At 71.3% G+C, this 26,432-nt stretch carries 24 protein-coding genes and 1 pseudogene; 12 read left to right on the top strand and 13 right to left on the bottom strand.

What is annotated here, in order from left to right; genetic code table 11:
• Window positions 1-63 precede the first annotated feature (63 nt).
• The gene (locus OV427_RS11650) at window positions 64-762 is read left to right on the top strand and encodes a dienelactone hydrolase family protein (RefSeq protein WP_267856150.1); all 699 of its coding nucleotides are present in this window, start codon (window positions 64-66) and stop codon (window positions 760-762) included.
• On the top strand, window positions 759-2,876 hold the full coding sequence (locus tag OV427_RS11645; protein ID WP_267856149.1) for an FUSC family protein: 2,118 nt from the start codon (window positions 759-761) through the stop codon (window positions 2,874-2,876). The genes OV427_RS11650 and OV427_RS11645 overlap by 4 nt, the downstream gene beginning before the upstream one ends.
• A gap of 6 nt (window positions 2,877-2,882) precedes the next feature.
• Here the strand turns inward: OV427_RS11645 and OV427_RS11640 are convergent, their stop codons facing one another.
• Complete coding sequence (locus OV427_RS11640) at window positions 2,883-4,478, bottom strand: HEAT repeat domain-containing protein (protein ID WP_267856148.1); 1,596 nt, start codon at window positions 4,476-4,478, stop codon at window positions 2,883-2,885.
• A 103-nt stretch (window positions 4,479-4,581) separates the two neighbouring features.
• On the opposite strand from OV427_RS11640, the gene OV427_RS11635 reads away from it, so the two are divergent.
• Genes OV427_RS11635 through rsmB form a run of 4 tightly spaced genes read left to right on the top strand, consistent with a single transcriptional unit; the run spans window position 4,582 to window position 8,412 of the window.
• A complete protein-coding gene (locus OV427_RS11635; RefSeq protein ID WP_267856147.1) occupies window positions 4,582-5,163 on the top strand; it encodes a signal protein in 582 nt (193 codons plus the stop codon).
• A 29-nt stretch (window positions 5,164-5,192) separates the two neighbouring features.
• Window positions 5,193-6,131 carry a methionyl-tRNA formyltransferase gene (gene fmt, locus OV427_RS11630; RefSeq protein ID WP_267856146.1) on the top strand — a complete coding sequence of 313 codons (939 nt, stop codon included), beginning with the start codon at window positions 5,193-5,195 and terminating at the stop codon, window positions 6,129-6,131.
• Window positions 6,132-6,178: 47 nt separating this feature from the next.
• Entirely contained in the window at window positions 6,179-7,099 is a 921-nt protein-coding gene (locus OV427_RS11625) for a type II 3-dehydroquinate dehydratase (RefSeq protein ID WP_267863411.1), read from the top strand.
• On the top strand, window positions 7,096-8,412 hold the full coding sequence (rsmB, locus tag OV427_RS11620; protein ID WP_267856145.1) for a 16S rRNA (cytosine(967)-C(5))-methyltransferase RsmB: 1,317 nt from the start codon (window positions 7,096-7,098) through the stop codon (window positions 8,410-8,412). The genes OV427_RS11625 and rsmB overlap by 4 nt, the downstream gene beginning before the upstream one ends.
• Window position 8,413: 1 nt before the next feature.
• On the opposite strand, the gene OV427_RS11615 is transcribed toward rsmB, so the two are convergent.
• Window positions 8,414-9,319 (bottom strand): LysR family transcriptional regulator, encoded by a 906-nt coding sequence (locus OV427_RS11615; RefSeq protein ID WP_267856144.1) that lies wholly within the window; start codon window positions 9,317-9,319, stop codon window positions 8,414-8,416.
• Window positions 9,320-9,423: 104 nt separating this feature from the next.
• Window positions 9,424-9,711, bottom strand: a complete 288-nt coding sequence (locus OV427_RS11610; protein ID WP_267856143.1) for a hypothetical protein — start codon at window positions 9,709-9,711, stop codon at window positions 9,424-9,426.
• A gap of 70 nt (window positions 9,712-9,781) precedes the next feature.
• On the opposite strand from OV427_RS11610, the gene OV427_RS11605 reads away from it, so the two are divergent.
• Entirely contained in the window at window positions 9,782-10,891 is a 1,110-nt protein-coding gene (locus OV427_RS11605; protein ID WP_267856142.1) for an MJ1255/VC2487 family glycosyltransferase, read from the top strand.
• On the opposite strand, the gene OV427_RS11600 is transcribed toward OV427_RS11605, so the two are convergent.
• Genes OV427_RS11600 through OV427_RS11590 form a run of 3 tightly spaced genes read right to left on the bottom strand, consistent with a single transcriptional unit; the run spans window position 10,892 to window position 12,992 of the window.
• Complete coding sequence (locus tag OV427_RS11600) at window positions 10,892-11,377, bottom strand: hemerythrin domain-containing protein (protein ID WP_267856141.1); 486 nt, start codon at window positions 11,375-11,377, stop codon at window positions 10,892-10,894. It abuts the gene before it with no gap.
• A gap of 54 nt (window positions 11,378-11,431) precedes the next feature.
• Complete coding sequence (locus tag OV427_RS11595) at window positions 11,432-12,478, bottom strand: SDR family NAD(P)-dependent oxidoreductase (protein WP_267856140.1); 1,047 nt, start codon at window positions 12,476-12,478, stop codon at window positions 11,432-11,434.
• A 40-nt stretch (window positions 12,479-12,518) separates the two neighbouring features.
• Entirely contained in the window at window positions 12,519-12,992 is a 474-nt protein-coding gene (locus OV427_RS11590) for a TlpA disulfide reductase family protein (RefSeq protein ID WP_267856139.1), read from the bottom strand.
• Between the two features lie 205 nt (window positions 12,993-13,197).
• Here OV427_RS11590 and OV427_RS11585 point away from each other — a divergent pair, with 205 nt between their 5' ends.
• The 3 genes from OV427_RS11585 (at window position 13,198) to OV427_RS11575 (ending at window position 16,709) form a co-directional block, all read left to right on the top strand.
• Complete coding sequence (locus OV427_RS11585) at window positions 13,198-14,316, top strand: aminotransferase class I/II-fold pyridoxal phosphate-dependent enzyme (protein WP_267856138.1); 1,119 nt, start codon at window positions 13,198-13,200, stop codon at window positions 14,314-14,316.
• Window positions 14,317-14,504: 188 nt separating this feature from the next.
• On the top strand, window positions 14,505-15,389 hold the full coding sequence (locus OV427_RS11580; protein WP_267856137.1) for a hypothetical protein: 885 nt from the start codon (window positions 14,505-14,507) through the stop codon (window positions 15,387-15,389).
• A 21-nt stretch (window positions 15,390-15,410) separates the two neighbouring features.
• A complete protein-coding gene (locus OV427_RS11575) occupies window positions 15,411-16,709 on the top strand; it encodes a hypothetical protein (RefSeq protein ID WP_267856136.1) in 1,299 nt (432 codons plus the stop codon).
• Window positions 16,710-16,713: 4 nt separating this feature from the next.
• On the opposite strand, the gene OV427_RS11570 is transcribed toward OV427_RS11575, so the two are convergent.
• On the bottom strand, window positions 16,714-17,721 hold the full coding sequence (locus tag OV427_RS11570; protein ID WP_267856135.1) for a hypothetical protein: 1,008 nt from the start codon (window positions 17,719-17,721) through the stop codon (window positions 16,714-16,716).
• Between the two features lie 383 nt (window positions 17,722-18,104).
• On the opposite strand from OV427_RS11570, the gene OV427_RS11565 reads away from it, so the two are divergent.
• Window positions 18,105-18,848 (top strand): PP2C family protein-serine/threonine phosphatase, encoded by a 744-nt coding sequence (locus OV427_RS11565; RefSeq protein ID WP_267856134.1) that lies wholly within the window; start codon window positions 18,105-18,107, stop codon window positions 18,846-18,848.
• 3 nt (window positions 18,849-18,851) lie between these two features.
• Here the strand turns inward: OV427_RS11565 and OV427_RS11560 are convergent, their stop codons facing one another.
• Complete coding sequence (locus OV427_RS11560; protein WP_267856133.1) at window positions 18,852-19,451, bottom strand: hypothetical protein; 600 nt, start codon at window positions 19,449-19,451, stop codon at window positions 18,852-18,854.
• A 365-nt stretch (window positions 19,452-19,816) separates the two neighbouring features.
• Here OV427_RS11560 and OV427_RS11555 point away from each other — a divergent pair.
• Window positions 19,817-20,908: pseudogene (locus OV427_RS11555) on the top strand (methyl-accepting chemotaxis protein); the annotation flags it as partial.
• 102 nt (window positions 20,909-21,010) lie between these two features.
• On the opposite strand, the gene OV427_RS11550 reads toward OV427_RS11555, so the two are convergent.
• The 5 genes from OV427_RS11550 to OV427_RS11530 form a co-directional block, all read right to left on the bottom strand.
• Window positions 21,011-21,778: a DUF4386 domain-containing protein gene (locus OV427_RS11550; RefSeq protein WP_267856132.1), complete on the bottom strand. Its 768-nt coding sequence runs from the start codon at window positions 21,776-21,778 to the stop codon at window positions 21,011-21,013.
• 31 nt (window positions 21,779-21,809) lie between these two features.
• Entirely contained in the window at window positions 21,810-22,295 is a 486-nt protein-coding gene (locus OV427_RS11545) for a hypothetical protein (protein ID WP_267856131.1), read from the bottom strand.
• Between the two features lie 480 nt (window positions 22,296-22,775).
• Complete coding sequence (locus tag OV427_RS11540; RefSeq protein WP_267856130.1) at window positions 22,776-23,798, bottom strand: AraC family transcriptional regulator; 1,023 nt, start codon at window positions 23,796-23,798, stop codon at window positions 22,776-22,778.
• Window positions 23,799-23,944: 146 nt separating this feature from the next.
• Entirely contained in the window at window positions 23,945-25,501 is a 1,557-nt protein-coding gene (locus tag OV427_RS11535) for a PQQ-binding-like beta-propeller repeat protein (protein WP_267856129.1), read from the bottom strand.
• A gap of 134 nt (window positions 25,502-25,635) precedes the next feature.
• Window positions 25,636-26,397: an SDR family NAD(P)-dependent oxidoreductase gene (locus OV427_RS11530; protein WP_267856128.1), complete on the bottom strand. Its 762-nt coding sequence runs from the start codon at window positions 26,395-26,397 to the stop codon at window positions 25,636-25,638.
• Window positions 26,398-26,432: the final 35 nt, after the last annotated feature.

The following is a 26,432-nucleotide window of genomic DNA, read 5'->3' as shown; positions in this document are numbered from 1 at the left end:
TTGGACACCACCTTCACGGGACAGGTCCGGGCACACGCGGTGCCCGCGTCGGGAGGAGGGTCGATGCGCGTACACGACCGTGACGTGGAGATTGGTGTCGCCGGGCGACTGTTGGAAGGACGGCTCTCCGTGCCCGAGCGCTCCTCGGGACTCGTGGTGCTCGCCACCGATGGCGCCGGCCAGGATGGTCGCCGGAGCAGCCACGTCACCCGCATCCTCCACGCCTCGGGACTGGCCACGCTGAAGCTGGGGCTCCGCACGGCCGAGGAGGAGCTGGCCCAGGAGTGGACGCTGCGCGAGGGCTCCAACGTGGAGCTCGTCGCCCATCGGCTGGAGGTCGCCCGCGACTGGCTCCAGCGGGATGACTCGCTGTCATTGCTGCCCGTGGGCTACCTCGGCTCGGGTCTGGGCTCCGCCGCCGCGCTCGTGGCCGCCGCGCATCAGCCTCGCGGTGTCCAGGCTGTCGTCACCTTCGGCGGGCGGCCCGACATGGCCGGCGAGCTCCTCCACGACGTGCGCGCTCCCACGCTGCTGCTCGCCGCGGGCGACGACGCGGACCGTGTCTCGCTCAACCGCCGCGTGTTCGATGCGCTGAAGACTCGCAAGGCCCTGCGGTTCGTCGAGGGTGCCACCCGGGGCTTCCCCGAGGACGCCCCGCTCGACGCGGCCGCGCGTCTGGCCCTGGCCTGGTTCTCCGACTGCTTCCGTGCCGCCGCCGGGCCCGGAGTCCTGGAATGGACGGGTGAGCCTTCCGCTCCATGAGTCCCCTGCGGCGCCAGCTCCAGTCCTTCCTCCACGTCGAGCCCGTCCGGCCCGCGATAGGCGCAGGGCTGCGCGCCGCGCTCGCCGTCGGTGTCCCCATGGCGGTGGCCGCCACGCTGCACCTGCCCGCGGCCACGTGGGTGGGCCTGGCGGGCCTCTTCGTCACCCTCGTCGACCGGGGTGGGCCCTACCGTGACAGGGCCCTCGCGATGGGGGCCATGACGTTGCTCGGCGCGGGGGTGGGGCTCGTCTCCGCCGCGCACCCGCCGGCCTGGGCCGCCGTCGCGCTCACGCTGGGCTGGGTGACGGCGTGTGGCTTCGCCCGCTCCTACGGCGACACGCCCGGCTTCCTGGGCGTGGTGCTCGCCAACTACTCCGTGGTGTCGCTGTCGCTCCCCGCGCACGACTTCGCCGATGCGCTGGCCCGCTCCGGCCTCTTCCTGGTGGGCGGCGTGTGGGCGATGCTGCTCGCACTGCTCTTGTGGCCCCTGCGCCCGTATCGGCCCGCGCGCCTGTCCATCGCCCGCTGCTACGACGTGCTCGCGGAGCGCGCGGACGAGGTGGGGCGCTGGCCCCTGGAAGGCCCGGCGGCCTCCGCGTTCACGGTGCCCGCGGTGCCATGGGAGCCCCGCATCCGTCAGGCCCTGGAGACCGCCAGCTCCGTCCTCGCCGCCACACGGCGGAGCCGGGTCGGGGAGAGCGGGCGGGGTGAGCACCTGCTCGTGCTGCGCGAGGGCGCCGACGCGCTGGTGCCCCTGCTCGTCGCGCTGACGGAGACGCTGGAGATGGCGCCGCGCGAGCCCCGCTACCTGGCCCTCCGCGCCGAGGTGCAGCGCTCCCTGGCGGAATTGGCCGCCGACCTGCGGCGCATCGCCCTGGCCCTGGAGAAGGGCGAGGACGTGCACGCGCGAAGGGCCTGTGGACCGGAGCGGGTGCTCCATGCCCTGGAGATGCTCGACGCCGAGGCCCGCCTTCCCGAGCCCGCCCGCGCCGCCTGGGCCCACGCGCACGCGCTGCTGGGCCGCCTGCGCGAGTTCACCCAGGCGCTCCTCGACGTGGCCGCGCGACTGGAGCACGGGAAGCCGGTGCCGGAGGCCCTCCCGCTGGGCCCCCGCGCGGAGGCCGCCCCCGCACCCTCGTTGCTGGAGCCCTTGCGAGACAATCTCAACCCGGGCTCGGTCATCTTCCGCCATGCGCTGCGGCTGGGCGTCTCCGCGGCGCTCGCCACCGCGCTCGTGCGGGGGCTCGGGCTGGACCACGGCTACTGGGTCATCATCACCGTCATCATCGTCCTCCAGCCGTACTCGGGGCTCACGCTCCAGCGCAGCCTGCAGCGCGTGGCGGGCACCCTGCTGGGCGCGGCCGTGGCGGCGGGGCTCGTCGCGCTGGTGAGGGACCCGGTGGTCATCCTGGTGGCCATCATGGTGCTGTTCGCCGTCGCCATGAGCGTGCAGCCCCTCAGCCTGCCCGCGTTCCAGGTGCTGCTCACGCCCGCCATCGTGCTGCTCTCCGAGCTCCAGTCCGGCGACTGGGACCTGGCCGGGGTGCGCATCGTCAACACGCTGCTGGGGGGCGCGCTCGCGCTCGTCTGCTCGCGGCTGTTGTGGCCCAGCCCGGAGCACCTGCGCTTCCCCGAGCAGGTGGCCACCGCGCTGCGCGCGGACGGCGACTACCTGCGCCAGGTGGCCGCGGCACGCTCCGACGCCGAGCCCGCCGTGCGCGAGGCGCGGCGGCGCATGGGCCTGGCGCTGCTCTCCGCCGAGGCCTCCTTCCAGCGGGTGCTCTCCGAGTGGAAGGGGCCCGCGCAGCAGCTCGAGCCCGTCATGGCCCTGCTCACCTACGCGCGGCGCCTGACGTCCGCGGTGACGGCGCTGTCCACCGGCGGGCGCGGGCCGGGCGCTCCGGACCTGGAGCCCATGGCGCGCTACACCGCCGCCGTGCTGGACGAGGTGGCCTCGGCGGTGGAGCAGCGCCGGGCCCCGGCGCCGCTGCCTCCGGACTCACCGCCCCTGGAGGGGGACGCGCTGTCCCGCACCCAGGGCGAGCGGCTGGTCCGCCAGCTCTCCGTGCTGCACCACGCGGCGGAGCGCCTGCCGCCGCTGCTGCTCACGTGAGCCAGTTCAGATGCGGTCGATGCGCGCCACCAGCCGCCGCAGGTCCTCGTTGACGCTGGCGAACTGGGTCATGCCCTGCTCGTCCTGGAGCTGCTTGCGCAGCGCCGGCAGTGCGCCCTCGCGCACCTTCGCCACGGCGTCCTTCGAGTCCTCCAGCAGCCAGCCCACCGCGAGGATGAGCGCCATGCGCGACTCGGTGTTGCGCTCGCCCAGCCGCGCGGCCAGGGCCGCCGCGTGGTCGGCCGAGCCGGAGCGGCCCAGCTCCAGTGCCGCGCGCTCCAGCATCAGCGGGTTGGCCTTTTCCAGGCGCTGCACCCAGCAGCCCGTGTTGCCCTCGCACGCCTGCGCCGCCTCGAGCAGCTTCGTGTAGCGGGCCAGCTGGTCCGCGCGCTTCTTGCCCAGCGCGGCCGCGTCGTCGCAGCCCTCCTCGCCCGTCTTCTTGCAGTCGGCCGCGGTGCGTGCCGGCTCGGCGGCGATGAGCTTCTGCAACAGCGGCAGGTCACGCCCGTCCCCCAGCATGGCGAGGCCGCGCACCGCGATTTCGCGCGTGTCGAAGTCGCCCGTGCCCGCGGCCTTCTCCAGCGCCGGCAGCGCATCACGCCCGCCCAGCCGCGTGAGGGCGCGCACGTACGCGTCGCGCACCGTGGGGTCCGTCTCCGTCAGCATGGCCGCCAGGGGCTTCACCGCGTCCGCCGCGCGCATGCGGGCCAGCGCGTCCGCGGCCTGCATCCGCACCAGCGCTTGAATCTGCGCGTCCGAGTGCGTGAAGGAGAGCTGCTTCATCAGCGCCCCCACCGCGCGCTTCTCGCGCAGGTCTCCCAGCACCGTCGCCGCCTTCATCGAGTAGCTGGCGGGGTTGACGCCGTTGGACTGCGCCCACTTCAGCAGCTCCGGGTCCTTGCCCTCCAGCGCGGGCAGCAGCGCGTCCGCGGCGGGCTGGCCCAGTTGGAACAGCGCGTAGGAGCTCTCCACGTAGAAGGACTTGCCCTTGCGCTCCTTCGTCAGCATCCGCACCAGCGCCGGCGCCGCGCGCGGGTCGCCGATGTTGCCCAGCGCTTCAATGGCCTTCTTGTTGAGGAAGGGCTCCACGGTGTCGTCGGTGGCCAGCGCGATGAGCGACTCCACGGCCTCCTTCGCCTTCATCGCTCCCAGTACCTGCACGGCTTCGATGCGCGTGTAGTTGTCCTTCGCGCGCAGCAGCGGCACCAGCGCGGGCACGGCGCGCACGTCGCCGATGGCGCCCAGCGTCGTCACCATGGCCTTGTTGGCGAGCTGCGAGGACATGTCCGCGGCGGCGGGGTCCAGCGCCGCCTTCAGCGGCTCCACCGAGTCGGTGGACTTCAAGTCGCCCAGGGCCCGCGCCAGCGCCGCCCGCACCTCGGGCTTCTTCTCGCTCGCCAGGTGCTCGTGCAGCATGGGAAGGAAGGTCGCATTCAGCTTTCCCGACGTCCGCAGCGCCTCCACCATGCGGATGCGGTCCTCGGGACGCCGCGACTGCTGGATGTTCGACCCCCAGTACTCCGGACTTGCCGGGTCGCCCTTACAGCCTCCAAGCGTGAGGATTGAGAGCGCGACACACAACGCGGCGAGGGAGCGGAACATGCGGTCTCCTTTGCGTCTGCGGGTTTGTCCTGTCTTCCGTGTAAACCTCCTGGCACGAAGGAAGCAAACCACCCAGGTCTCCTGGGGTACGCTGGTCAACGACATGGCCGATGAACCCCAGAAGTCGACGCGCCCCGCGTACGCCCGTCGGACGTACATCCTCGACCGCGAGTTCCAGCTCAAATACATCACCCTGCTGGCCGGCATCGGCGCGGGGAGCATCCTCGTCTTCGGGCTGTTGGCGCACCGCATCCACGTGTCCTCCGTCGCCTCGGGCCTGGACGGCGGCGAGTCGCTGCTGTGGCTCACGGGGCTGGGCACGGTGGGCACGGCCGTGGCGCTGGGGCTGTTCGGCCTGCTCTTCACCCACCGGGTCGCCGGCCCGGTGCATGTGATGAGCCTCTACGTGGCGGCGCTTGCCGCGGGGCGTTATCCGCGGCTGCGGCCCCTGCGCAAGGGCGACGAGCTCAAGCGCTTCTTCGAGCGCTTCAGCGAGGCGTTCGACCGCATCCGCCAGCGTGAAGCGGAAGAGGCGCATGCCCTGGAGTCCGCGCTGGACGCCCTCCGGGGCACGGCCACCACCCCGGAGGCCCGTGCGGCGCTGGACACGCTGACCGCGCTGCACACCCGCAAGCGTCAGGCGGTGGACAATCCCACCGGGGGCACCTTCAAGTCCGTGGCCTGAGTCGCCGGCCCAGGAGAAGCGCAACCGCTATGAGCCGACCCCGCATCATCTTCATGGGCACGCCGGAGTTCGCCGTGTCGTCGCTCGCCGCCTGCTTCGAGCTGGGCGACGTGGTGGCCGTCGTCACCCAGCCGGACAAGCCCAAGGGCCGCGGCAACACGCTGGCCGCGCCGCCGGTGAAGGAACTGGCCCTGTCGCGTGGCGTGCCCGTGCTGCAGCCGGTGAAGCTGCGCACCCCGCCGTTGTCCGAGGAGCTGCGCAAGTACAACCCGGACATCTGCGTCGTCACGGCGTACGGGCGCATCCTCCCCAAGGACATCCTGGAGTTGCCGCCCAAGGGCTGCGTCAACGTTCACGCTTCGCTGCTGCCGCGCTTCCGGGGCGCCGCGCCGATTCAGTGGGCCATTGCCCACGGTGACACGGAGACGGGCGTGTCGCTGATGGTGATGGACGAGGGCCTGGACACCGGGCCGGTGCTGGCGATGAAGCGGCTGCCGATTGCGGCGGACGAGACGAGCGCCTCGCTGCACGTGAAGCTGGCGGCGCTCGGGGGCGAGGTGCTGCGCGAGTCCCTGCCGAAGTACCTCAGCGGCGAACTGAAGCCCGTGACACAGCCGACCGAGGGCGTGGTGCTGGCGCCCATCATCGAGAAGGACCAGGGCCGCCTGGACTTCACGAAGCCGGCGGTGGAGCTGGAGCGGCGCCTGCGCGCCTTCACCCCGTGGCCCGGCGCCTTCACCACGCTGGGGGGCAAGCTGCTCAAGGTCCACAAGGTCCGGGCGGCCGGCAGCACGGGCGCGCCCGGCGCGGTGCTCGCGGCCAATGTGGACGGCATCGAGGTGGCCTGCGGCGAGGGCTCGCTCGTGCTGCTGGAGCTCCAGCCGGAGGGCAAGCGGGTGATGAGCGCGGCGGACTTCCTGTCGGGGCACAAGCTGGCGCCGGGCACCTTTCCCTTCAGCGCGAGCTAGCGAGGCACAGCGGTGTTGAACGTGAACGAGGGCAAGCGGGGATGGGCATGAAACTGCTGGTGCTGCACGGGCCGAACCTGAATCTCCTCGGCGTGCGCGAGGGTACGTCCGGAGGACGGCTGTCGGACCTGGACGCCGCGCTGAAGGCGCGAGCGAAGGAGTTGGAGCTGGAGCTGAAGGTGGTCCAGTCCAACCACGAGGGCGTGCTGCTGGACACGCTCGCCGCCGAGCGCGAGGAGGTGGACGGCATCCTCATCAACCCCGCCGGCCTCTTCGGCTCGTACGCGCTGAAGGAAGGGCTGGAGGCGGTGGGGCTGCCCACGATTGAAGTCCTGCTGCGTCCGCCGGCCCGTGAGTCCGTGGTGGGCGAGGCGTGTGTCCTCCAGGTGCACGGCACGCAGGGCGGCTTCGAGCCGTACCTCCAGGCGCTGGAGACCTTCTCCAGCGGCGTCTTCACGCCGGAGCAGGCGGGGCCGAAGAAGACGCTCGGCCGGAAGAAGGACGAGCCGTCCACCAAGGCCGCGCCCGCGTCGAAGCCGTCGCCGGTGTCGCTGGTGAAGTCCGTGGGCACTCCCGCGAAGTCGCTGGCCCGCGCCGTGGAGGCGGGCGGGTCCACGAAGACGCTGGGCCGCAAGTCGGCGCCCGCGAAGGAGGAGGCCGCGGAGGCCCGTCCGGGGAAGACGCTGGGGCGGGGCTCGAAGTCCGCCACGCCCGCGTCGGACCTGCTCACGCGGGCGCTGGTGCGGCAGAAGATTTCCGACCGGCTGGCGGGAAAGCTCACCCCGGCCGAGCTGGCCGCCTGGGCACGCACGCAGTACCAGGCCGTGCAGCGCGGCGCTCCCGCCGAGAGCGGGCACCGCGAGCTGCTGGAGGAGAGCCTCCAGAGCCTCACCCTCTCCACGCTGCCCGCGTCGCGGCTCTCGGATGAGCAGCTCGTGGACCTGCTGACCCGGCTGGACGAAGGATGAACGCGCGCGCACTGGCCATCAACGTCCTGTCGCGCGTGCGCGCCACGGACGCGTACCTCAACGTGGTGCTGGACACGATGCTGTCCGAGTCCCCGCCGAAGGACCCTCGCGACGCCGCGCTCGTCACCGAGCTGGCGTACGGCAGCACGCGCCGGCAGCTCGCGCTGGACTACGCCATCACCCGCTTCGCCGACCGCAAGCTGGACGCGCTGGAGGACAAGGTGCTGGCGGCGCTGCGCATCGGCGCCTATCAAATCTTCCACACCCGCGTGCCCGCGCGCGCGGCGGTGGCGGAGACGGTGCAGGCCCTCAAGGAAGTGGGCCTCGCGCGCGCGACGGGCTTCACCAACGCAATCCTCCGCAAGCTGGCGGACCTGCCGGGGCCGCCGCTGCCTCCGGCGTCGGACCTGGTGGAGCACCTGTCCGTGCGCGAGAGCCACCCGCGCTGGCTGGTGGAGCGCTGGATGCGCCAGTTCGGCCGCGAGCGCGCCGAGGCCATGCTGGTGGCGAACAACCTGTCCCCCGCGGTGGTGGTGCGCGCCAACACCGCGAAGGTGACGCGCGACGCGCTGCTCGCCCAGTTCCAGGAAGCGGGCGTGGACGCGAAGGCCACCACGGTGTCGCCGGTGGGCATCACCCTGCCGCCGGTGGGCCGGGTGGAAGATTTGTACGGCTACGCGGAGGGGCTGTGGCAGGTGCAGGACGAGGCCGCCCAGCTCGTCGGCGTCTACGGCGCGATTCCGGAGTCAGCGCGCGTGCTGGACGCGTGCGCCGCCCCGGGTGGCAAGGCCTGTCACCTGGCGCAGGAGCACGAGGTGGTGGCGGTGGACCTCCACGCGAACAAGCTCCGCAAGATTGACGCCGAGGCGAAGCGCCTGGGCCTCTCCGGGCGGCTGAAGGCGTACGCGCACGACGCGGCGGAGCCCTTCCCTCAAGAGTGGGGCGAGTTCCACGCCGTCCTCGTGGACGCGCCGTGCTCCGGGTTGGGCACGCTGCGCCGCCACCCGGAGCTGCGCTACCGCCGCAAGGAGGAGGACCTCTCGCGGCTGGCCACGCTGCAGCGGCGGATTCTGGAGAACTGCCAGGAGGCGGTGCCCGGCGGGGGCCTGCTGGTGTACGCGGTGTGCACGGTGGAGGCGCAGGAGGCGCAGGACCAGGTGGAGATGTTCCTGCGCAGCCACCCGGAGTGGACGGCGGAGCCGCCGGTGCTGCCCGGGCTCAAGCTGCCGCTGACGCAGGCGTACCTGCGCACGCTGCCGGGACCGGAGGGCTTCGACGGGTTCTTCGCCGCGCGCCTCCGGAAGCTCTACTGACTCAGGCCTCGTCGGCCGCCGGCAGGTTGGCGGCGGCCTTGAAGGCCTCCAGCACCGCGGCGGACGCGCGGTCCAGGTACTTGCCCTTGCGGATGAGCAGGCCGATGGGGCGCGACACGGGCCCCTCGGCGAAGGGCTTGGCCACCAGCGAGCCACCCTTCACTTCACCCTGGGCCGTGGAGATGGGGAGGATGGCGACGCCCAGGCCCATCTCCACCGCCCGCTTGATGGTCTCCACGTTGTCCATCTCCATCACCGGGTTGATGTCGATGTTCTTCTCGCGGAAGAGCCTGTCGAGCGCCTTGCGCGTGGGCGCCTCGCGGTCGAAGGCGATGAAGGGCACGCCGGACAGCGCGGTGAGGCTCACCTTCTGCTTCGTGGCGAAGGCGTGGTTGGGCGCGCAGACCACCGCCAGCCTGTCGTCGCGGAAGGGAAGGATGTCCACGCCCGCGCGCGGCTGCGGGTACGCGACGATGCCAATCTCCGCCGCGCCGAGAATCACGTCGTCGTACACCTGGTCGTTGCGCCGGTAGTTCAGGCGCATGTTCACCTTCGGGTGCGCCTTGAGCAGCACCTTCTGCACCGCGTTCAGCTCGTGCAGACCCACCGAGTAGATAGTGGACACCGTGCTGGTGCCGGCCACCTCGGTGGCCTGCTCGCGGATCTCCTGCTCCACCTCCGCGAACCGGGCGAGGATTTCCTTGCACCCGCGGAACAGCCGCTCGCCCGCGGGCGTCGGCGTCACCTGCCGCGCGCTGCGTGAGAGCAGCTTCTGCTCATAGCGGTTCTCCAGCGCGCGAATCTGCTGGCTCACCGCCGACTGCGTCACATGGTTGAGCTGCGCCGCGCGGGAGAACGAGCCCGTCTCGACCACGTCGCAGAACATCTTCAAGGATTCGAGCTGCATAAGGTCGCCTCCTACTCCCAAACCTAATGATTAGGCCAGAATTAATTAGCTTGCCTACCTGCCGCAGCGAAATGACCTTACCGGGCCCGGGCCTGCCCGGCCGTTCAGGGCGCGGGAGGACGCGGGCGCAGCAGGACGAAGAGGGACGCGCCGAGGGCGGTGAGCGCTCCACCGCTGAGCGACTGCATGCGGCCAATCTCACGGGTGGCCTGCTGGAGCAGCTCGCACTCGGGGCCGGACAGGCCGGCGCAGTCCACGGCGGTGAAGAGGGCGCGCAGGCCCGCGGCCAGCAGGCCGAGTCCCCCGAGCAGCAGGCCACCGCACAGCCCCAGCGCGGCCGAGCGGCCGACAGACGAACGCCGTGGAGGTTGGGGCTCCGGAGAGGGGGGCATGAGGGCCGCTATAGCCCCGGGCGGCGGCGGGCTCAACGGGGAGGGGGTGGCCCGCGTATGCTGCCGGGCCATGCGAATCCTCTACGGTGTCGTCGGTGAAGGCATGGGCCATGCGACGCGCTCGCGCGTGCTGCTCGAGGAGCTCACCAAGGAGCACGAGGTCCACATCGTCGTCTCCGGCCGGGCCCAGGACTACCTCAAGAAGCGCTTCCAGAACGTGCACGGCATCTGGGGCCTGACGCTGGCGTACGAGGGCAACTCGGTGAAGAAGTGGCAGACGGTGCTGCAGAACGTGTCGGGCGCCTTGAAGGGTCTGCCGCAGAACATCCGCCAGTATTTCGACCTGGTGGATGACTTCAAGCCGGACGTCGTGGTCAGCGACTTCGAGTCCTTCAGCTACCTGTTCGCGAAGACGCACCGGCTGCCCGTCATCAGCGTGGACAACATGCAGGTCATCAACCGCTGTCAGCACGAGCCGGAGCTGCTGGCCGGGTACGAGGACAGCTTCGAGACCTCGCGCGCCATCGTGAAGGCGAAGCTGCCGGGCGCCTTCCACTACCTCGTCACCACGTTCTTCTACCCGCCGGTGCGCAAGCGCCGCACCACGCTGGCGCCGTCGATTCTGCGGCCGGAAATCCTGGAGGCGAAGTCGGAGCCGGGCGAGCACCTGCTCGTGTACCAGACGTCGACGACGAACACGGCGCTGCCGGACATCCTCAAGGCCGCGGGCATTCCCTGCCGCGTGTACGGGCTGCGCCGGGACATCACCGAAGACCTGGTGGACGGCAACCTCACGTACCGGCCCTTCAGCGAGAAGGGCTTCATCGACGACTTGCGCACGTCGCGCGGCGTGGTGGCCAGCGGCGGCTACACGCTGATGAGCGAGGCGGTGTACCTGCGCAAGCCGGTGCTCAGCATCCCGCTGGTGGGCCAGTTCGAGCAGATCATCAACGCGCTGTACCTGGAGAAGCTCGGGTACGGGATGTACGTGAAGGAGCTGTCCGTGGACGCGCTGAAGGAGTTCCTCCAGCGCATCCCCCGGTGCCAGGAAGCCCTCAAGGGCTACGAGCAGGAGGGCAACACGAAGATGCTCGCCGCCCTGCGCGAGCAGCTCGGCCTGGCCTACGAGCACCGCGGCCACTGGGCCATGGAGCGCGCGGAGATGGACGCGAAGGACTGACTAGGACTGCACCGGCGGGAGGGCTTCGCCCTCGCTCTCCGCCATCTGGAGCAGTTCCTGGTTCGACAGCTCGTCGGCGGACTGCTGGAGGGTGTCGCCCAGCCCGTCCAGCTCCTCCGCCGACGCGACGCCTACCAGGAGGGGGAAGAGCTTCTCCTCCTCTTCCTTCACGTGTTGCTGCACGGACTGCTGGAGCCTGGCCAGCGCCGAGTCCAGCTTCGGGTCATTGCGCTTGGACTGGAGCAGGTTCGCGATGAGCCGCTTGGCCTCCGCGTGCTCCTGGAGGGAGTGGTCCACCATGTCCTGGATGCCCTTGCTCCGGGCGAAGGGATAGAAGTGCTGCTCTTCAATCCGCGCGTGGAGCGTGAGCTTCTCGGCAAGCTGCCCGAGCAGGCCGACCTTCTCGCCCGGCTTTGCCCGGGCGGCGCGCTCGAACAGCACGTCGACTTCGCGGTGCTGCTGCTTCAGCAGGTCAATGGCATTCATCCATGGCTCCCATCGTGTTCGGGGTTGGGTGGGCGGCGGGGCGGGTGAGGGGCCTCAATGGAGGGGGACCTCGTTCTCGTTGTTGCGCTCGGCCGCGCGGCGCGTCAGCTCGGTGAGCCAGGACTGGGTGAGGGGTGTCTCGCTCTCGTTGCCCCGGACGCGGTCCGGGTTGCTGTCCTGTGGCAGGGCGCGGTTGACGAAGGCGGAGACTGTCGCCGTCAGGTTGGGCGCCAGTGTCCGGCCCAGTGCGCCCAGCTTCGCCGGCAGGCCGACGAGGGCCTCCGCGTCACCGCGCTGGCAGGCCCCGAGGATTCTGCGCGCCGCCGTCTCCGCGCTCATGGACATGAAGGGAATGGAGTCCCCCAATGTGAACCACGCGTACTCCGCCTCGTGGTTGCCCTTGAACCAGGAGTTGCGCGGGCTGCCCGTGCGCAGCAGGCCGGGGCACACCGTCGTCACCAGGATGCCGTCCTGCCGCAGCTCGGCGCGCATCCCGTCCGACAGCCCCACCAGCGCGAACTTGCTCGCCGCGTACGGCACCAGGTGGGGGATGCTCACCCTGCCGCCCACGGAGGCGATGTTGACGATGCGGCCCGAGCCACGCCGCTTCATCTCCGGCAGCACCGCCAGTGTCGTGTACAGCGGCGCCCACAGGTGCGTGTCCATGGACTCGCGGAAGTCCTCCAGCGTCATCGACTCCAGCGGGCCCACCTGGATGACGCCCGCGTTGTTGATGAGGACGTCCACCACGCCGAAGCGCTCGTGGATGGTGGCCACCATGGCCTCCACCTGCACCTGGTCTCTCACGTCGCAGGGAATGGCCAGCACCTCGCCGCCGCCGCGCTCCAGCTCCTCACGCGCGCGCTCCAGCGTGGTTTCCTCGCGGGCGCAGATGGCCACCCGCGCCCCTTCCTTCAGCAACTGGCGCGCCAGCACCAGCCCCAGCCCCCGCGAGCCGCCGGTGACGAGCACCGTGCGGCCGGCGAACCGGAAGCGCGGCTTCATCATCCTGCGCAGTCCCAGGGCCGCGCCGACACCGGCCGCGGCCAGCGTCCCCAGGGAAATGCGGGAGGCGTCCTTGTCCTTGCGGCGATCTGCCATGTGCGGTTCTCCGTGTGGCGGGTGCGCGAAGGCGCGGGCGTCAGGGCCCGGGAGCGGCGGCCGAGGTGTCGTACCGCGTGAAGCGGTCCAGCACCTGGCGCACGTGGTGCGCGCCGTTGCGTCCGGTGAAGTGGTGGCGCAGCCGGCCCGAGTCCGCGTCGAACACGAGCCACGCCGGCGTCTGCGTCACGCCGTAGGCCTGGGCCATGGAGCCGTCGTCCACGGCGATGGGGTGGGTGAGGTCGTGCTTCAGCGCGAAGGCCTCCACCGCGTTGGTGTCGCGCAGCTCCTTCTCGGAGTGCGTGACGTCCACGCTGATGACGCGCAGGCCGCGCGGGGAGAACTCTCCGATGAAGCGCTTCAGCTCATCGAAGTCCGAGAGCGTCTGGGCGTCCTTCATGGTGAAGAAGTGGAGGAGGACGGGCAGCTCATCCAGCTCCGAGACATGGACCGGGGCGTTGACCCAACCGCCGTCCGGGTCCAACAGTTTGATGGGGATGTCGAGCGTCGGCATGCAGGCTCCCACGAGTGGGCTTCAGGAGGACGCGACTCAAGCTATGCATCGGCCGGCGCCGTCCTCCCCCCGCGCGGCTTCCGAGGCCGCTCGCCTGCCCGGACGGCACGGGCCCCGGTGCAGGCCAATCCCCGCCCCGGGGACAGTGGCGGCGCATCGCAAGGCCGCTGGACGCCCGGCCCCGGAGAGGGCAGAGAGGCGAGCCATGCGCATCCCCGACTTCAAGCTGGAGCGGTACTTCGCGCGGTACGAGTTCTCCGCGCCCTACCTGCTGTGCTCGTCGGACCTCGAGGGCTGGCGGCTGAAGGACTTGCTGGCGCTCGCCGACCCGGACGCCCTGGCCCGCTGGGAGGGGCTGACGCTGGGCTATACGGAATCCACCGGCCTGCCCGTCCTGAAGCAGGAGCTCGCCGCGCTCTACCCGGGCCTCGCGGCGGAGGACGTGCTCACCTTCGCCGGGGCGCAGGAAGCCGTCTTCGTGCTGATGAACGTGCTGCTGGGCCCGGGCACGCACGCCGTCGTCACCTGGCCGGGCTACCAGTCCCTCTACGAAGTCGCGCGCGCCACGGGCGCGGAGGTGACGCTGCTCCCGCTGCGCGAGGAGGACGGCTGGGCGTTGGACCTGGACGCCCTCCGCCGCGCGCTGCGGCCGGACACGCGCCTCTTGGTGGTGAACTTCCCGCACAACCCCACCGGCGCGCTGCCGGACCGCGCGACGTTCGATGCGCTGTGCGCGCTGGCCGACGAGCGCGGCATCCACCTCCTGTCCGACGAGGTGTACCGCCTGCTGGAGTACGACGCGCGCGACACGCTGCCCTCCGCCGCGGAGCGCACGCCGCGCGGCATCAGCCTGGGCGTCATGTCCAAGGCGATGGGGCTGGCGGGGCTGCGCGTGGGGTGGCTCGCCTGCCGCGACGCGGACGTGCTGCGCCGGTGCATGGCCTTCAAGGACTACACCACCATCTGCAACAGCGCCCCCAGCGAGGTGCTCGCGCTCATCGCCCTGCGCGCGAAGGAGCAGGTGCTCGCGCGCAGCCGCGGCATCCTCGCTTCCAACCTCGCGCTGCTGGACGCCTTCTTCGCGCGCCACGCGGACACCTTCCGCTGGGTGCGCCCGCGCGCCGGCAGCGTGGCCTTCCCTCGCCTGTTGCGCGACACGCCCGTGGCCCGCTTCACCGAAGAGCTCGTCGAGCGCGAGGGCGTGCTGCTGTTGCCCGGCGACGTCTACGACTTCCCCGGCAACCACTTCCGTCTGGGGTTGGGCCGCGTGAATCTCCCCGACGCCCTCGCCCGTTTGGAGCGTCACGTCATCGCCACGCGCTGACGCTGCTGCACGCGGTCATGGCCCTGGTGCGTCAGCGTCACTCTGTGACGCGACGTGTCAGTTCTTCCCTTCACTTCAAGATTTCCGTGATCTCGACCTTTTACAGCCCGACGTCCTAGAGTGTGCGCTTCCCCGCCCGGTCCCCCACCGTGCGAGGTCTTCCCTCATCTCGGAGCGAGGCGCTCAATATGAAGAACTTCATCGGTATGGCCGTAGCCGCCGCCACGTTGCTGGCGGGCACGGAGGCCGCCGCCACCAACTACTCGCTGTGGATTCACGGCCGTAACGGTGGTTCGACGCAGGCCGGCAACTACAACGACTTCAGCTACTGGGGCCCGTCCGGCACCGCGGCCGGTGTGAACAAGAAGGCCGTCAACTGGAACGGGACGCAGCGCGTTGGCGGCGAGAACTATCGTATCCGTGACGCGCTGGACTGCTTCTGCACCGGCGCGAACTGGTGCTTCATCGCCGCGCACAGCGCGGGTGATCTGCAGATTGGCTACGCGCTGTCGCTGTACGGCGGCTCGGCGCGCTACAAGAAGAACGCGACCCCCAACGCCAGCGGCGTGTGCGGCAACACGGACGGCACCACGCAGACGGGCTGGAACATCAAGTGGGTGGACGTGGCGTCTGGCGCGGGCGGCGGCAGCGAGCTGGCGGACGTGGGTGAGTGGGCGGTCAGCGAGCCGCTGGTGAGCGACCTGGTCACTACGACGGCGCGCGCCATGTACAACCACAACACCACGCGCAACATCTGGTTCTACAACTTCGCGGGCTCCAAGGGCACGCTGTACTCGGGCATCCTCCCGGGCCAGGACGACGAGGCCGTGTCCTACCACTCGACCGGTGGCGTGTCCGGCAGCTCGGGCAGCTCGCAGTGCAACCCCGGTGACTGGTTCTGCGGCGGCACGCTCAACACCGGCACCGCCGCGTGCAGCGACGGCAAGGCGAAGTGGAGCTACCACTCCGTGCAGCTGCGCGATGACGGCGAGGCGTACAACCACTACGCCAACGGCAACTGGGGTGGCATCGTCGCCAAGGTCCGCGAGGACATGGTGAACTACGCTCGCTGAGCCCCGTTTCCAAGAAGCGATATGACTGCTCCTGGCACCGTCCCTCCTCCTGTTTCCCGCTCCCGCCGCGCCCGGTGGGCCGTCGTCTTCATCCCCGTTGCGTTGGGTCTGCTCGGGTGGTGGTGGACGGGAGGTGGCGGTGCCAGCCCGTCGTCCACCGAGCGCGCCTCCTCGTCTCCGGACGAGGCGGCGCGTGCCGGTGGGCCGCCGGAAGCTCCCGGCAGGTTCGCCGGTGAGCAGGGCAGGGCGGCACACGAAGCACCTCGGGCGCCAGGCGCCGCGCAGGCGGGTGCGACGGATTCGCAGGACGCCGAGCGCGAGGCGCGGCGCACGCTGTGGGAGCAGCGGCTGGAGCGGGCGAAGCGCACGCTGGACACGTACGTGTCCGCCACGCGCTACCCGCCGGACTCGCGCCCCGGCCGCGAGCAGCCGGACCAGATGGACCTGGCGGAGCCGGAGCGCACGCGCCCGCTGAGCCGCGACAATCAGGACGTGCAGCTGAAGCTGAAGCAGGACCGCGTCTTCGTCGTCGGTGACGAGACGGTGCATTTCTTCGTCTCCTGTGAGGACGCACAGCACGCGCCCAGGCCCTGCCAGGTGGTGTCCGCCACCGCGCACGAGGCCGAGCACATGACGGGCGGCGTGGCGGCGGCCGCGGTGCCGCTGGCCTTCGTGGACAGCGGCGCCGGGGGTGATTCGCTCGCGGGCGACGGCATCTTCACCGGCAAGCTCCAGCCGTCGAAGCAGGGCTTCCCGATGTTCTCCGGCACGCTGCGCGTCGACGTGCGCGTGAGCTCGGGCCAGTCCGAGGGCTCGGCCTTCTTCGACATCCTCTACACCCCGTCGCCGCCGGCGCTGTTCACCGGCCGGGTGCGCGAGGTGGTGGAGGCGGGCTCACTCCAGCTCTATCTCGGGATTCAGGTCCGCAAGGCCGGACGGTACGTGGTGGCGGGCCGCGTGGACGACGAGAGCGGCGTGCCCTTCGCGCACGTGTCCTTCAACGAGGAGCTGAAGGAGGGGCAGCAGGAGGTGAAGCTCACCGTCTTCGGCAAGCTCGTGCTGGACGAGGTGCCCACCTTCCCGCTGAAGCTGCGCGACGTGGAGGGCTTCCTCCTCAAGGAGTCGGGAGACCCGGACCGCGAGCTGATGACCAGCCTGCGCGGCTACGTCCACACGACGAGCGAGTACGCCACCTCCACCTTCTCCCCCGCCGAGTGGCAGAGCGAGGAGCGCATGCGCTACGTGCGCGAGCTCACCCACGACGTGGACGAGGCCCAGGCGCAGCTCGACGCGGCGCTGGCCGACCGCAAGGCCCCCTGAGGGTTCAGCTCTCGGTCGTCACGGACGGCTGGGCCGCGGGCTCACCCGACGCGGCGGCGTCCAGGTCGACGGTGGCCTGGGCCGGCGGCTCCACTTCGAACGTATCCGCCACCGCCTCCACGCCCTGGGACGCGAGCGCCGCGGACACCGGCGCGCTGGCGGCGGCGGGGCTGGCGACGAGCGGAGCCAGCACTCCGGCCAGGGCCGCGTCACCCACCGAGGGCTCCTCCGGCACCATCGAGCCCAGGTCGTTCGTGTCCGCGAGGAACTCGTCCGGACCGGCGGGCCTCACGGCGGGGTCCAGGAACTCGGGCGGGACGTGGGTGGCGTCGTCCAGCGCGTCCATCCCGGCGTCGTCGATGGCGTCGACGGAGTCCATGGCCTGGGGCGTCGCGGCGCTCGCGCCGGAGATGCCGGCCGGCCCGTCCTCGAAGATGTCGTCCAGGCCCAGCTCGAGCACGGGGTCCGCGGGGCCCGCGGAGCCGGGCGGGTCCAGCATGAAGAGCAGGTCCTCCGGCTCCACCACGCTGGGCGTGGAGGTGTCCAGGTTCTGCAGCTCCCACGCGGCCGCGTCGGGCGACAGCAGGTCATCCATGTCCGGCGCGTCCACGCCCCGGCCCCGGCCTCCCGACACCGGCGACATGCCGCCCGAGCGCTCCTGGGGCGCGCCCAGCGACGACGGCAGCTGCGAGCCCAGCATCTGCGCATAGCGCGAGCGCGTGCCCGCCGCCTCGAAGGAGCTCTCCCCGGAGAACACACGGAGCTGCTCCGGCGTGGGCCCGGACGACGAGGCGCGGCCCGTGAAGTCGGACGCGTCCGCGGCGAGCGACGCGCCCGGGTCCTCGCCTTCCACCTGGAAGTCGCTCTGGTCGGAGAAGCCGCGCCGCACGTGCTCCACCGGCTGCAGCGGCTCGCGCGGGGTGAGCGGCGTGACGGGCTCCGTCTCCACGTCCAGCCGGGCGCGGGAGATGGAGGAGGAGATGCCAGACAGTACGCGACGGATGGAGGACATCGGGCACCCCACGCGGCACGCACGAGTGGCCGCATCCGGATTGTCGCGCGGTCGCCAGGAAAGTTGCCAGGGCGCCTCCGCTGATTCGCCGTCGTCCGGGGAGTGCCGGGCTCCATCGAGTCGATCAGGTGTGCCGTCATTCCGTTCAGGTGTTCAATTCCAGGCCGGCTCCCACGGTGTGGGGTGGCGACCCCACGCTGGGGTGCGCGTTGATGGATGGAAGGCGCTTGCAGCGTCGGCCATCGAACGGGTGGGGCCTGGATGTCGGGGTCCTGTGGCACTCACACTCCAGGAGCGCCCGAACGGAGGTATCCGTTCCAGAGCCCGACCGGGGGAGCGGGCGCTGGCCTCCCGCTTGCTGGGGAGAGGCCCGAGGAGGAGTCATGAGAATGGACAGCGCGGGACAGAGCCACATTGGCCGGCGGCCGCACAACGAGGACGCGTACTGCGTCCTGCCGGAGTTGGGGCTGTTCGTCGTTGCGGACGGGCTGGGCGGACAGGAGGGTGGAGAGGTCGCCAGCCGTTGTGTGGTGGACACCTTCGTGGGCTTCGGCCTGCGCCTGGAGCAGGACCGGGACTCCACGTGGCCCACGGTGCCGGACCCGGGGCGCAGCCGGGAGGAGAACCTGTTGTCGGCGTGCTCGGCGCTGGCGCAGCGCAACCTGCAGGCGCAGCGCGTGGGCCGCCTGAGGGAGATGGCCTCCACGGTGGTGGCCCTGGCGGTGAGCGAGCACGGCGCGGCCGTGGCCCACGTGGGTGACAGCCGGCTGTACCGGCTGCGCGCGGGGAAGCTGGAGATGCTGACGCGGGACCACTCGCTCATCGAGGAGCTGCGCGACGCGGGCATGGAGCCGCCGGGCGGCTCGGGCAACTGGCGGCACCTCATCACCCGCGCGTTGGGCACGGACAACGCGGAGCCCACGGTGCAGCGGCTGCGCCCGGAGCCCGGGGACGTGTTCCTGCTGTGCTCGGACGGACTCTACGAGCCGCTGGGCATGGAGGGACTGCTGCGGCGGCTGACGCTGTCCTCGGCGCGCGAGGTGGCTGACGCGCTTGTCGCGGATGCGTACGAGGCCGGTGGAAAGGACAACATCACCGCCGTGGTGCTGCGCGTCGCGGACGCGTGAGCTTCAGAAGCCCACGCCGAAGGAAAGACTGGCCGAGGGCAGCCACGTGTCCTGGGGCTTCACCAGCTCCGGGGCATGTGGCAGCCAGGCCATGCCCAGGTTGAAGTCGCCCACCAGCTCGAAGCCGGAGGCCAGCGGGCGCAGGAAGCGCAGCCCCACGCCCATTTCCGGCCCCGTCGTGGACACGCGGCGCGCGTCCGTGCCGTTGAACTGGAAGCCCGGGTCGTCCTCGCCCACCTGCGCCTCGGCCATGCCGGCGGCGAGGAAGGGCTGGAGGGTGCCCCAGCCCTCGGCGTCGAAGGACAGGAGCCGCAGCTTGGCGCGGAAGTGCGCCACCTCCGGCTCCGGGTCTCCGTGCAGGAATCCACTGCCCGTGCCACAGCCTTCCACGGAGAGGAAGGACACCGGCGACAGCTCCAGGCACAGCTCGGGCCGGCCGTTGCCGTTGGCCGTGGAGCCTCCGACGCGAAGGTTGCCGAAGTTGCGCGGCGTGGGGGCGGGCTCCGCCTTCGCCCGGACCTCGCCTTGCGCTTCCTCCGCCCGCAGCCTGCCAGGCGTGAGGGCGAGCAGGGCCATGGCCGACAGCAGGGAGGGCAGGCGCATGGCGCACACGGGAGCGCAGGGGCCGCGCTCCCGTCAAGCCAACGTCGCGGACAGTGTCGGAGTCCGGGCGCAAGATTGCGATCCACGGACGACCGCAAACGTCACCTTGGAGGGGACGACCCGTGGAGCCGTGTCGGGTCCACCAGGGTCATTCAGACCACCACGCAACCTGTGAATTCAGTGCGCACCCCTCAACAACCGAGTGCCGATCGGAGTATGCTCGGCGGCTCCCCCTCGTGTCCCTCTCCTTGGCTTCGCAGCGAATGACGCACAGCCTTGCCGCGCGCTTGTCGGTGGCCATCTCCCTGGTCATCTTCGTCCTCACCACCGTGAGCGTGGCGCTCACGGGGGCTCTGCTGCGGTCCGGCTCCGAGGCGTTCTCCTTCGGCTCCCTGCTCTGGCTCTTCTTGCTGAACGGCGCGCTCGCGCTGGTCGCGGGGGCGGTGGTCTTCACGTTGATCCGCCGGCTGACGGCGCCCCTGCGCGAGCTGACCGCCGCCACGGCCCGCGTGGTGGCGGAGGGCGACTTCCGCGGCACGCTGACGGTGCGCTCGGACGACGAGATTGGCCAGCTCGCCGGTTCCTTCTCGGCGCTGATGGCGCAGCTGCGCACGATGCTGCTGGCGCTGCGCGCCTCGTCCGAGCGACTGGAGGCCGCCGCCACGAACCTCACCGAGTCCGCGTCGGTGCAGAACGAGGCGGTGGGGCAGCAGGCGGTGGCGCTGCACGAGACGCAGCTCGCGGCGCAGCAACTCCAGGAGGCCTCGAAGGCGGCGGCGAAGCGGGTGGAGGCCATCCAGCGCGAGGCGCAGCGGGCCACCGAGTTCGGCCGGGCGGGCGAGGAAGCGGTGTCCGGCAGTGTGGGTGGGCTCACCCACATCCGCTCGCACGTGGAGCAGATGGGGCGCACCATCTCCGAGCTGCATCAGCGCACGCGGCAGGTCGGGGACATCACCCGCACGGTGAAGGACCTGGCGGACCAGTCCAACGTGCTGGCCCTGAATGCCTCCATCGAGGCGGCGCGCAGCGGTGAGACGGGTCGCTCGTTCGCGGTGGTGGCGCGGGAGATGCGCTCGCTGGCGGACCAGTCCGCGGGTGCCACCACGCGGGTGCAGGCCATCCTGGGCGACATCGGCCGGGCCATCTCCGACGCCGTGCGCACCAGTGAAGGGGGCGCGCGCGAGGTGGAGGGCGGCCTGGAGCAGGTGCGAGCCGCGGGCGAGAGCCTGCGCTCGCTGGCCACCATCATCCAGACCAACGGACAGACGGTGCGCAGCATCGCCGACGCCGTCAGTCAGCAGGACGCCGGCATCGCGGAGCTGTTCGCCGCGCTCAGCTCGATGGCGGACCTGGCGGACCAGATTGTCGAGCGCATGGCCGACAGCGAGCAGGCCGCCATCCAGCTGTCCACCGCGTCCAGCGAGCTGAGCGCCATCGTCGGGCGCTATCAGCTCTGAGCAGTGCGTCTTCCGCGTGCTCGCGCCGTGCTCTCGGGCCTCGCCGACGTGGGTCGCTGGTGGGCCCGGTGCGGGGCGCGTCAGGCCGCGTGCCCGCGTGTGCTAGCGAGCGTGAGCGGCGTGGGCCGATGGGCCCGGCGCGGGGCGCGTCCGTGTGGTGCGTGCGTCTGGTCCGCTTCGCAGGAGCTGGACGCCCATGGTCAGTGACCACAGGCACCACAGCCCGAAGGCCACCACCGGTGCCTGGGCCAGCGGGCCGGGTGACAGCGGCAGCACCGTGGCCAGCCCATCCACCAGTCCCACGATGAACAGGAGCGCGGAGGCGACTCCCAGGCCCGCCACCCACCGGCCCCGTCCCTCGCGCACCCACGCCACGCACGTCCCGGCCGTCCAGCCTGCGAGGAAGAGCTGGCCCACGTGCTCGCCCAGCATCACCCCGAAGAGCTGGTGTTGCAGCGTGAAGGCCACCTCCAGCGCACGCCGCATGGCCTCGTCCGTGCCCGGGGCCACGTACGCGGACGCGAGGGCCGGCACCACGAACGTCCAGCGCAGGAGTCCGAGCAGCTGCACCGCGCACGACAGCACCCCGAGCACCGTCGCCACACGGAGCAGCGGGCGTGCTGTGTCTTCTGCCTTCAGCACGCGGGGCAGTAGCGCCACCGCGGCGAGGTACGGCACCACCAGCAGCGCGTACGCGTACCAGGTCCACACCAGGGAAGTACCGCCCTCGGCGAACCGCGTGAGGACGTGCGCCGCGGGCTGGCGCAGCACGTCCGGGTAGTCGAAGCGCGTGGCGAGCAGCCCGAAGGGCACGTTCACCGCCAGCGGGAACAGCAGCATCACCCAGCCCACGAAACGTTCAGCACGCATGTGTCGTCTCTCCTCGAAGCGAATGGCCCGCTCACCCGGGCAGCGGAAAGCTCCAGCTCACGCCGGGAGTCGGGTTGACGCGGGGTGACTGGCCTGGGGCGAGCAGCGGGCCCGCGCCCAGGCGCAGGTCCAGGCCCTTCCACACCGCCCAGCGGAAGCCCGTCTCCAGGAAGAGCGCATCGTCCCAGCCGCGGTTCAGCCCGCGCAGATATGCAATGGAGACGAAGAGTGTGGAGGCGCGCTCGGACGTGAGGCGCAGCGGGAGGAAGTAGCCCGTGAGCCCCGCCTTCGCGAACCACGTGGTCTCCGTGCCGCCGCGTGCGTCGTGCGAGATGACGGTGGGGTACAGCCCCGCATGGACACCGAGGAAGCCCCGTCGGTACTCCACTCCGATGGAGGGCGAGCGCCAGCCGTGGAGTAGCACCTCGTGGTCCGTGGTGCCGGGCGGCTCTTCTGCTCGGGCCATGCCCGCGACTCCCAGCGCTCCCAACAGTGCAGCCACCCGTGCCGTGTTCATGGTTGCCTCCCCGCCGCGCCGTGCGCGGAACGAATCACCTGGAACCCAGGCTACGGAGGGGAGGCCTCCGCCACAGTGGCCGGTCGCGACAATCCCTTGCTCGTGCGCGACAGCGCGGCTCCTTCAGGGCGCAGGGGGGCCTGCATGGAACGGACGAGACGCCCCTCTCCCGGCGGCCGGCATGGCTGGAAGGAACGTTCCTTCCACGTGGCCGGTCGCGACAGCGCGGCTCCTTCACTGCGCAGGGGGGCCTGCGGGGAATGGACGTGACGTCCCCTTCCGGCGGCCGGCACGGCTGGAAGGAACGTTCCTTCCACGTGGCCGGTCGCGACAGCGCGGGCCAGCGCGATTCCTCAGTACGCAGGGGACCTGCATGGAACGGACGTGACGCCCACCTCCCGGCGGCCGGCGCGGCTGGAAGGAACGTTCCTTCCACGTGGCCGCCGTTCGGAAGGGGGCCGTGTCTTCCCGTGTCTCGAATCAGCGCGGGGTGAGCGCGGCCCGGAAGGCGGCAGGCGTCGTCCCCGTCCACCGTCGGAAGGCACGGTGGAAGCTGGCCACGTCCGCGAAGCCGGTGAGGAAGGCCACCTCCGCCACCGTCATGCCGGCGTCCGCCAGGTAGCGCTCGGCGTACGCGCGTTGCACCTCACCCACCAGCGCCGCGTAGGTGGTGGCCTGCTCGCGCAGCCGTCGCTGCAGCGTCCGCGCGCCGAGCGCGAGCTGGGAGGCCACGTCCTCCACATCGGGCGGAGGCGCACCGTTGCCCAGTCGCTGGGCAATGGCGTGCCGCACGCGGGCGGGCAGGTCTTCCTCGGTGGAGGGCAGGCGCGACAGCACGTCTCGCGCGTACGCCTCCAGGTAGCTGCCCACGCCCGGCTCACGCGTGACGATGGGTGTGTCGAGAAAGTCCGGCGGGAAGGCCAGCAACGTCTCCGGCTGGCCGAAGCGCGGGCTGACACCGAGCAGACGCCGGTGCTCGGACTGCCGTCGGGGCTCCGCGTGACGGAAGCGCACCTCGGTGGGCGTCCAGCCTCGCTGGCCGGTGATGCGGCGCAGGAGCACCACGGCGGAGGCGGTGGAGAACTCGGCGATGTGGCGCGGCCAGGTGTGCGGCAGGCCCCGACAGCCCGGATACAGGAACCTGAGGCCGCCGTGGGCCTCCAGTTCCACGCGTCCCGCGTCATGCAGGATGCGTGAGTACGCGACGATGCGGGAGAGGGCCTCGCGCACCGTGGCGCTCTTGGCGGCGAGGTGGCCGATGACGTGGAAGGCGTCCAGGTCCAGTCGCTCGGCGAAGTGCAGGCCGAAGTCCTCGTCGCCCGACGCCTCCACGACGAGGTCCCAGACCCGGTTGTAGGCGGCCTGGGGAACGCGGGCCTCGGGACCGGAGAGCGAGGCCTCCTCCAGCCCCGCGCTCGCGAGCATGCCCTGTGTCTCGATGCCGAGCCCCCGCGCGTATGCCAGCAGCGCGCTGAGCCCGCCCGCTGAAACAGTGAAGCGCATGCCCGCATCCGCCTCTTCCGTGCGCATGGCCCGCGAGCGTAGTCGAGGCCCGGGGCCTACCGAAGGGCTGGCGGGTGCCACGCGCTCGATGCCGTGGTGCCGCGCCCTTGCTGCATGCGGAGCGGGAGCCCGACGCTGTCACACGCTCAGGGGCGTGGCGTCGCCTGTCCCGAGCGGGAGTTGCCGCCGCCCGCACTCACCCAGCCCGTGGTGGCGGGACCGGTGGACACGGACAAGTCGAAGGCGCGGATGCTCATGCGTCGCGTCCAGTCGTTGCTCGCGAGCCAGTTGGTCCACGCGCCCAGCACCACGCGCCCTTCGTGCAGCGCGGGCGGGGTGATGTAGGGCGCCCTGCCCGGCAGCGCGCACGCGGCCAGTTCCCGCCCATCGTCCACGGCCAGCTCGCGCAGGAACGAGTCGCTGGAGGAGTCATCGCCCACGCAGCTGTTGCTCTCCTCGCAGCCCTCCGCCGCCGGCCGGTCGATGAGGAGCAGCGAGTCCCGCTGCGTGAGCAGCGGCGACATGGGCCAGGCCCCCACGGCCCGGTGCCAGCGCGGCGAGCCGTCCTCCGGGCTCAGTCCGTAGAGGAACGTCCGGCCGGGATGAAGCTCCGTCGGGCAGCCCGCGCCGGTGCACGGCGGGGCCGGGAGGAAGAGCGAGCCCCCGGCCTGGAATGCCACGCGCCCGTACGCGGAGCTGGATTGGCCGAGCGAGAAATAGCCGTCAACCATCGTCGTGGTGGCCAGTGTGGCAACGGTCGCTCCCGTGGCTGCATCCGCCACCTCGGCGCGGCCCAGCACGAGCCTGCCGCCCTCCACCGAGGAGGGCTGGAGCTCACCCACGCGGCGCACCTGCCAGCGCGGCCGGCCTTCCCGCGTGTACGAGAAGAGCGTCGTCTCCCCGGCTGCGGCATCGAAGGAGCCGCCGTAGACGTTGCCCTCCGCGTCCAGCACCACGGGCGTGCGCACCGCGGGTGTCAGCACCGTCCACGCCACCGCGCCCGTGTCCGCGCGCAGCGCCACGAGCAGCGTCTTCCCGTCCTCATCCCCGAAAGTATTCCGGACCACCGCGAGCACGTACGGCGAGCCGAGCGACACCGAGTCGATGAGGAACGACCGGGCTTCCTGCGGGTCCTCGGTGCGCAGCTTCGCGAGGTCGGCGCTCCACAGCTCGCGGCCATCCTCGAGGGACTGCGCGGAGAGGGTGGTGCTCGCGGACGTCAGGTAGAGCTTCTCCGCGTCCACCGCGTGCACGGCGGTGAGCCCGTTCCGGGGCAGCAGGAGCCGGAAGCGGATGGCGCCCTCGCGCGTGGCGGAGACGAGGTGGCACTGGAGCTGGCTCGGGTCCTTGTCCGACCAGTACGCGCTGTCGCACTCCGTCCAGTACGTCCGGCCGTCCGCGTCCATCGTCCCGCGGAAGTCCACGCTCTGGTCCCACGCGGCGTCGTGGCTCCACGCCAGCCGCGCCGTGCCGTCCGGGCCCGAGCATGCCTCAGGCGGTGTGGGCTCATCCGGCACACCGGCGTCCCCAGGCTCACCGACGGGAGGCTCCTGCTCCACCACCGGGTCTCCCGCTTCCGAGGGAGGCGCCTCGGGGGCAGGCGCCACTTCACCCGCGGGTGCCTCCACCGCTCCTCCACCGTGCTCCGCCGAACAACCCGCCCATACACACACGCCCAGCACCGCACCCCACCACCGCCTCACGCCCTACCTCCTCATCGCGATGCACCCGTTGTCGTCGGGCGATGGCGGAGACTGGGGATGAGGTGCCCGGTGCGCAACAGGCCCGGCCGCGAGTGGCGGCCCGGCAGCCAGTCAGGCGGATTGGGAGTGAAGTGTCAGCCCTGTTCGCCGCCGTCGATGGCGTACGCGGCGCCGGTGATGCCGCCCGCCGCATCCGACGCGAGGAACACGCAGAGCGCGGCCACTTCCTCCGGCTGGATGATGCGGCCCATGGCGTTCATGGACGCGAGCGCCTCGCGCGCCTGCTCATCGGTGCGGCCGGTGCTCTTGCTGATGGCGGTGGTGGCGTTGGTGAACATGTCCGTCTCCACCCAGCCCGGGTTCACCACGTTCACCGTCACCTGCTTCTTCGCGTACTCCACCGCCAGCGCGCGCGACATGCCCAGCAGCGCGTGCTTGGACGCGCAGTACGCCGACGTGTACTTCACCCCGCGCGTCGCCGCCATGGAGCCGATGTTGATGACGCGTCCGCCGCCCGCCTGCGCCATGGCCGGCATCAGCTCGCGGCAGAGGATGAAGGGCGCGGTGACGTTGACGGCCATGACGCGCGCCAGGTCCTCCGTGCGCGTCTTCGTCAACGGCGCGGACACGGTGATGCCGGCGTTGTTCACGAGCACGCGCGGAGCGCCATCCGCGAGGATGGTCTTGCTGATGGCGAGCAGCGCCGCCTCGTCCGCCACGTCCACCGCGTGTGGCCGGATGTTCTCGCCGCCCTCGGCGCGCAGGGACGCCAGCGCGTCCGCCGAGCGTGCCAGGGCCCAGACTCCATGGCCCTCGCGAGCGAAGGCCAGCGCCACGGCACGGCCGATGCCCCGGCTCGCGCCTGTCACCACCACAGTCTTGCGGGTTGTCGTCATGGGCCCGGAGCCTAGCGCCGGAGCATCATTCCGGC

It is taken from the genome of Pyxidicoccus sp. MSG2 (assembly GCF_026626705.1).
GTDB lineage: Bacteria > Myxococcota > Myxococcia > Myxococcales > Myxococcaceae > Myxococcus.
Note: the sequence above shows the minus strand (reverse complement) of the source record. Positions and strands in the feature narration are given on the sequence as shown.

What these genes read in the sequence shown, in the direction of transcription:
- fmt (WP_267856146.1), top strand. Translation starts at nt 5,193, where the DNA reads ATGAGCCGACCCCGCATCATCTTCATGGGCACGCCGGAGTTCGCCGTG.
- OV427_RS11575 (WP_267856136.1), top strand. Translation starts at nt 15,411, where the DNA reads ATGACTGCTCCTGGCACCGTCCCTCCTCCTGTTTCCCGCTCCCGCCGC.
- OV427_RS11595 (WP_267856140.1), bottom strand. Translation starts at nt 12,478, where the DNA reads ATGGCAGATCGCCGCAAGGACAAGGACGCCTCCCGCATTTCCCTGGGG.
- OV427_RS11650 (WP_267856150.1), top strand. Translation starts at nt 64, where the DNA reads ATGCGCGTACACGACCGTGACGTGGAGATTGGTGTCGCCGGGCGACTG.
- rsmB (WP_267856145.1), top strand. Translation starts at nt 7,096, where the DNA reads ATGAACGCGCGCGCACTGGCCATCAACGTCCTGTCGCGCGTGCGCGCC.
- OV427_RS11605 (WP_267856142.1), top strand. Translation starts at nt 9,782, where the DNA reads ATGCGAATCCTCTACGGTGTCGTCGGTGAAGGCATGGGCCATGCGACG.
- OV427_RS11545 (WP_267856131.1), bottom strand. Translation starts at nt 22,295, where the DNA reads ATGAACACGGCACGGGTGGCTGCACTGTTGGGAGCGCTGGGAGTCGCG.
- OV427_RS11590 (WP_267856139.1), bottom strand. Translation starts at nt 12,992, where the DNA reads ATGCCGACGCTCGACATCCCCATCAAACTGTTGGACCCGGACGGCGGT.
- OV427_RS11580 (WP_267856137.1), top strand. Translation starts at nt 14,505, where the DNA reads ATGAAGAACTTCATCGGTATGGCCGTAGCCGCCGCCACGTTGCTGGCG.
- OV427_RS11570 (WP_267856135.1), bottom strand. Translation starts at nt 17,721, where the DNA reads ATGTCCTCCATCCGTCGCGTACTGTCTGGCATCTCCTCCTCCATCTCC.
- OV427_RS11615 (WP_267856144.1), bottom strand. Translation starts at nt 9,319, where the DNA reads ATGCAGCTCGAATCCTTGAAGATGTTCTGCGACGTGGTCGAGACGGGC.
- OV427_RS11640 (WP_267856148.1), bottom strand. Translation starts at nt 4,478, where the DNA reads ATGTTCCGCTCCCTCGCCGCGTTGTGTGTCGCGCTCTCAATCCTCACG.
- OV427_RS11540 (WP_267856130.1), bottom strand. Translation starts at nt 23,798, where the DNA reads ATGCGCTTCACTGTTTCAGCGGGCGGGCTCAGCGCGCTGCTGGCATAC.
- OV427_RS11645 (WP_267856149.1), top strand. Translation starts at nt 759, where the DNA reads ATGAGTCCCCTGCGGCGCCAGCTCCAGTCCTTCCTCCACGTCGAGCCC.
- OV427_RS11635 (WP_267856147.1), top strand. Translation starts at nt 4,582, where the DNA reads ATGGCCGATGAACCCCAGAAGTCGACGCGCCCCGCGTACGCCCGTCGG.
- OV427_RS11550 (WP_267856132.1), bottom strand. Translation starts at nt 21,778, where the DNA reads ATGCGTGCTGAACGTTTCGTGGGCTGGGTGATGCTGCTGTTCCCGCTG.
- OV427_RS11585 (WP_267856138.1), top strand. Translation starts at nt 13,198, where the DNA reads ATGCGCATCCCCGACTTCAAGCTGGAGCGGTACTTCGCGCGGTACGAG.
- OV427_RS11625 (WP_267863411.1), top strand. Translation starts at nt 6,179, where the DNA reads ATGAAACTGCTGGTGCTGCACGGGCCGAACCTGAATCTCCTCGGCGTG.
- OV427_RS11560 (WP_267856133.1), bottom strand. Translation starts at nt 19,451, where the DNA reads ATGCGCCTGCCCTCCCTGCTGTCGGCCATGGCCCTGCTCGCCCTCACG.
- OV427_RS11565 (WP_267856134.1), top strand. Translation starts at nt 18,105, where the DNA reads ATGAGAATGGACAGCGCGGGACAGAGCCACATTGGCCGGCGGCCGCAC.
- OV427_RS11600 (WP_267856141.1), bottom strand. Translation starts at nt 11,377, where the DNA reads ATGAATGCCATTGACCTGCTGAAGCAGCAGCACCGCGAAGTCGACGTG.
- OV427_RS11530 (WP_267856128.1), bottom strand. Translation starts at nt 26,397, where the DNA reads ATGACGACAACCCGCAAGACTGTGGTGGTGACAGGCGCGAGCCGGGGC.
- OV427_RS11610 (WP_267856143.1), bottom strand. Translation starts at nt 9,711, where the DNA reads ATGCCCCCCTCTCCGGAGCCCCAACCTCCACGGCGTTCGTCTGTCGGC.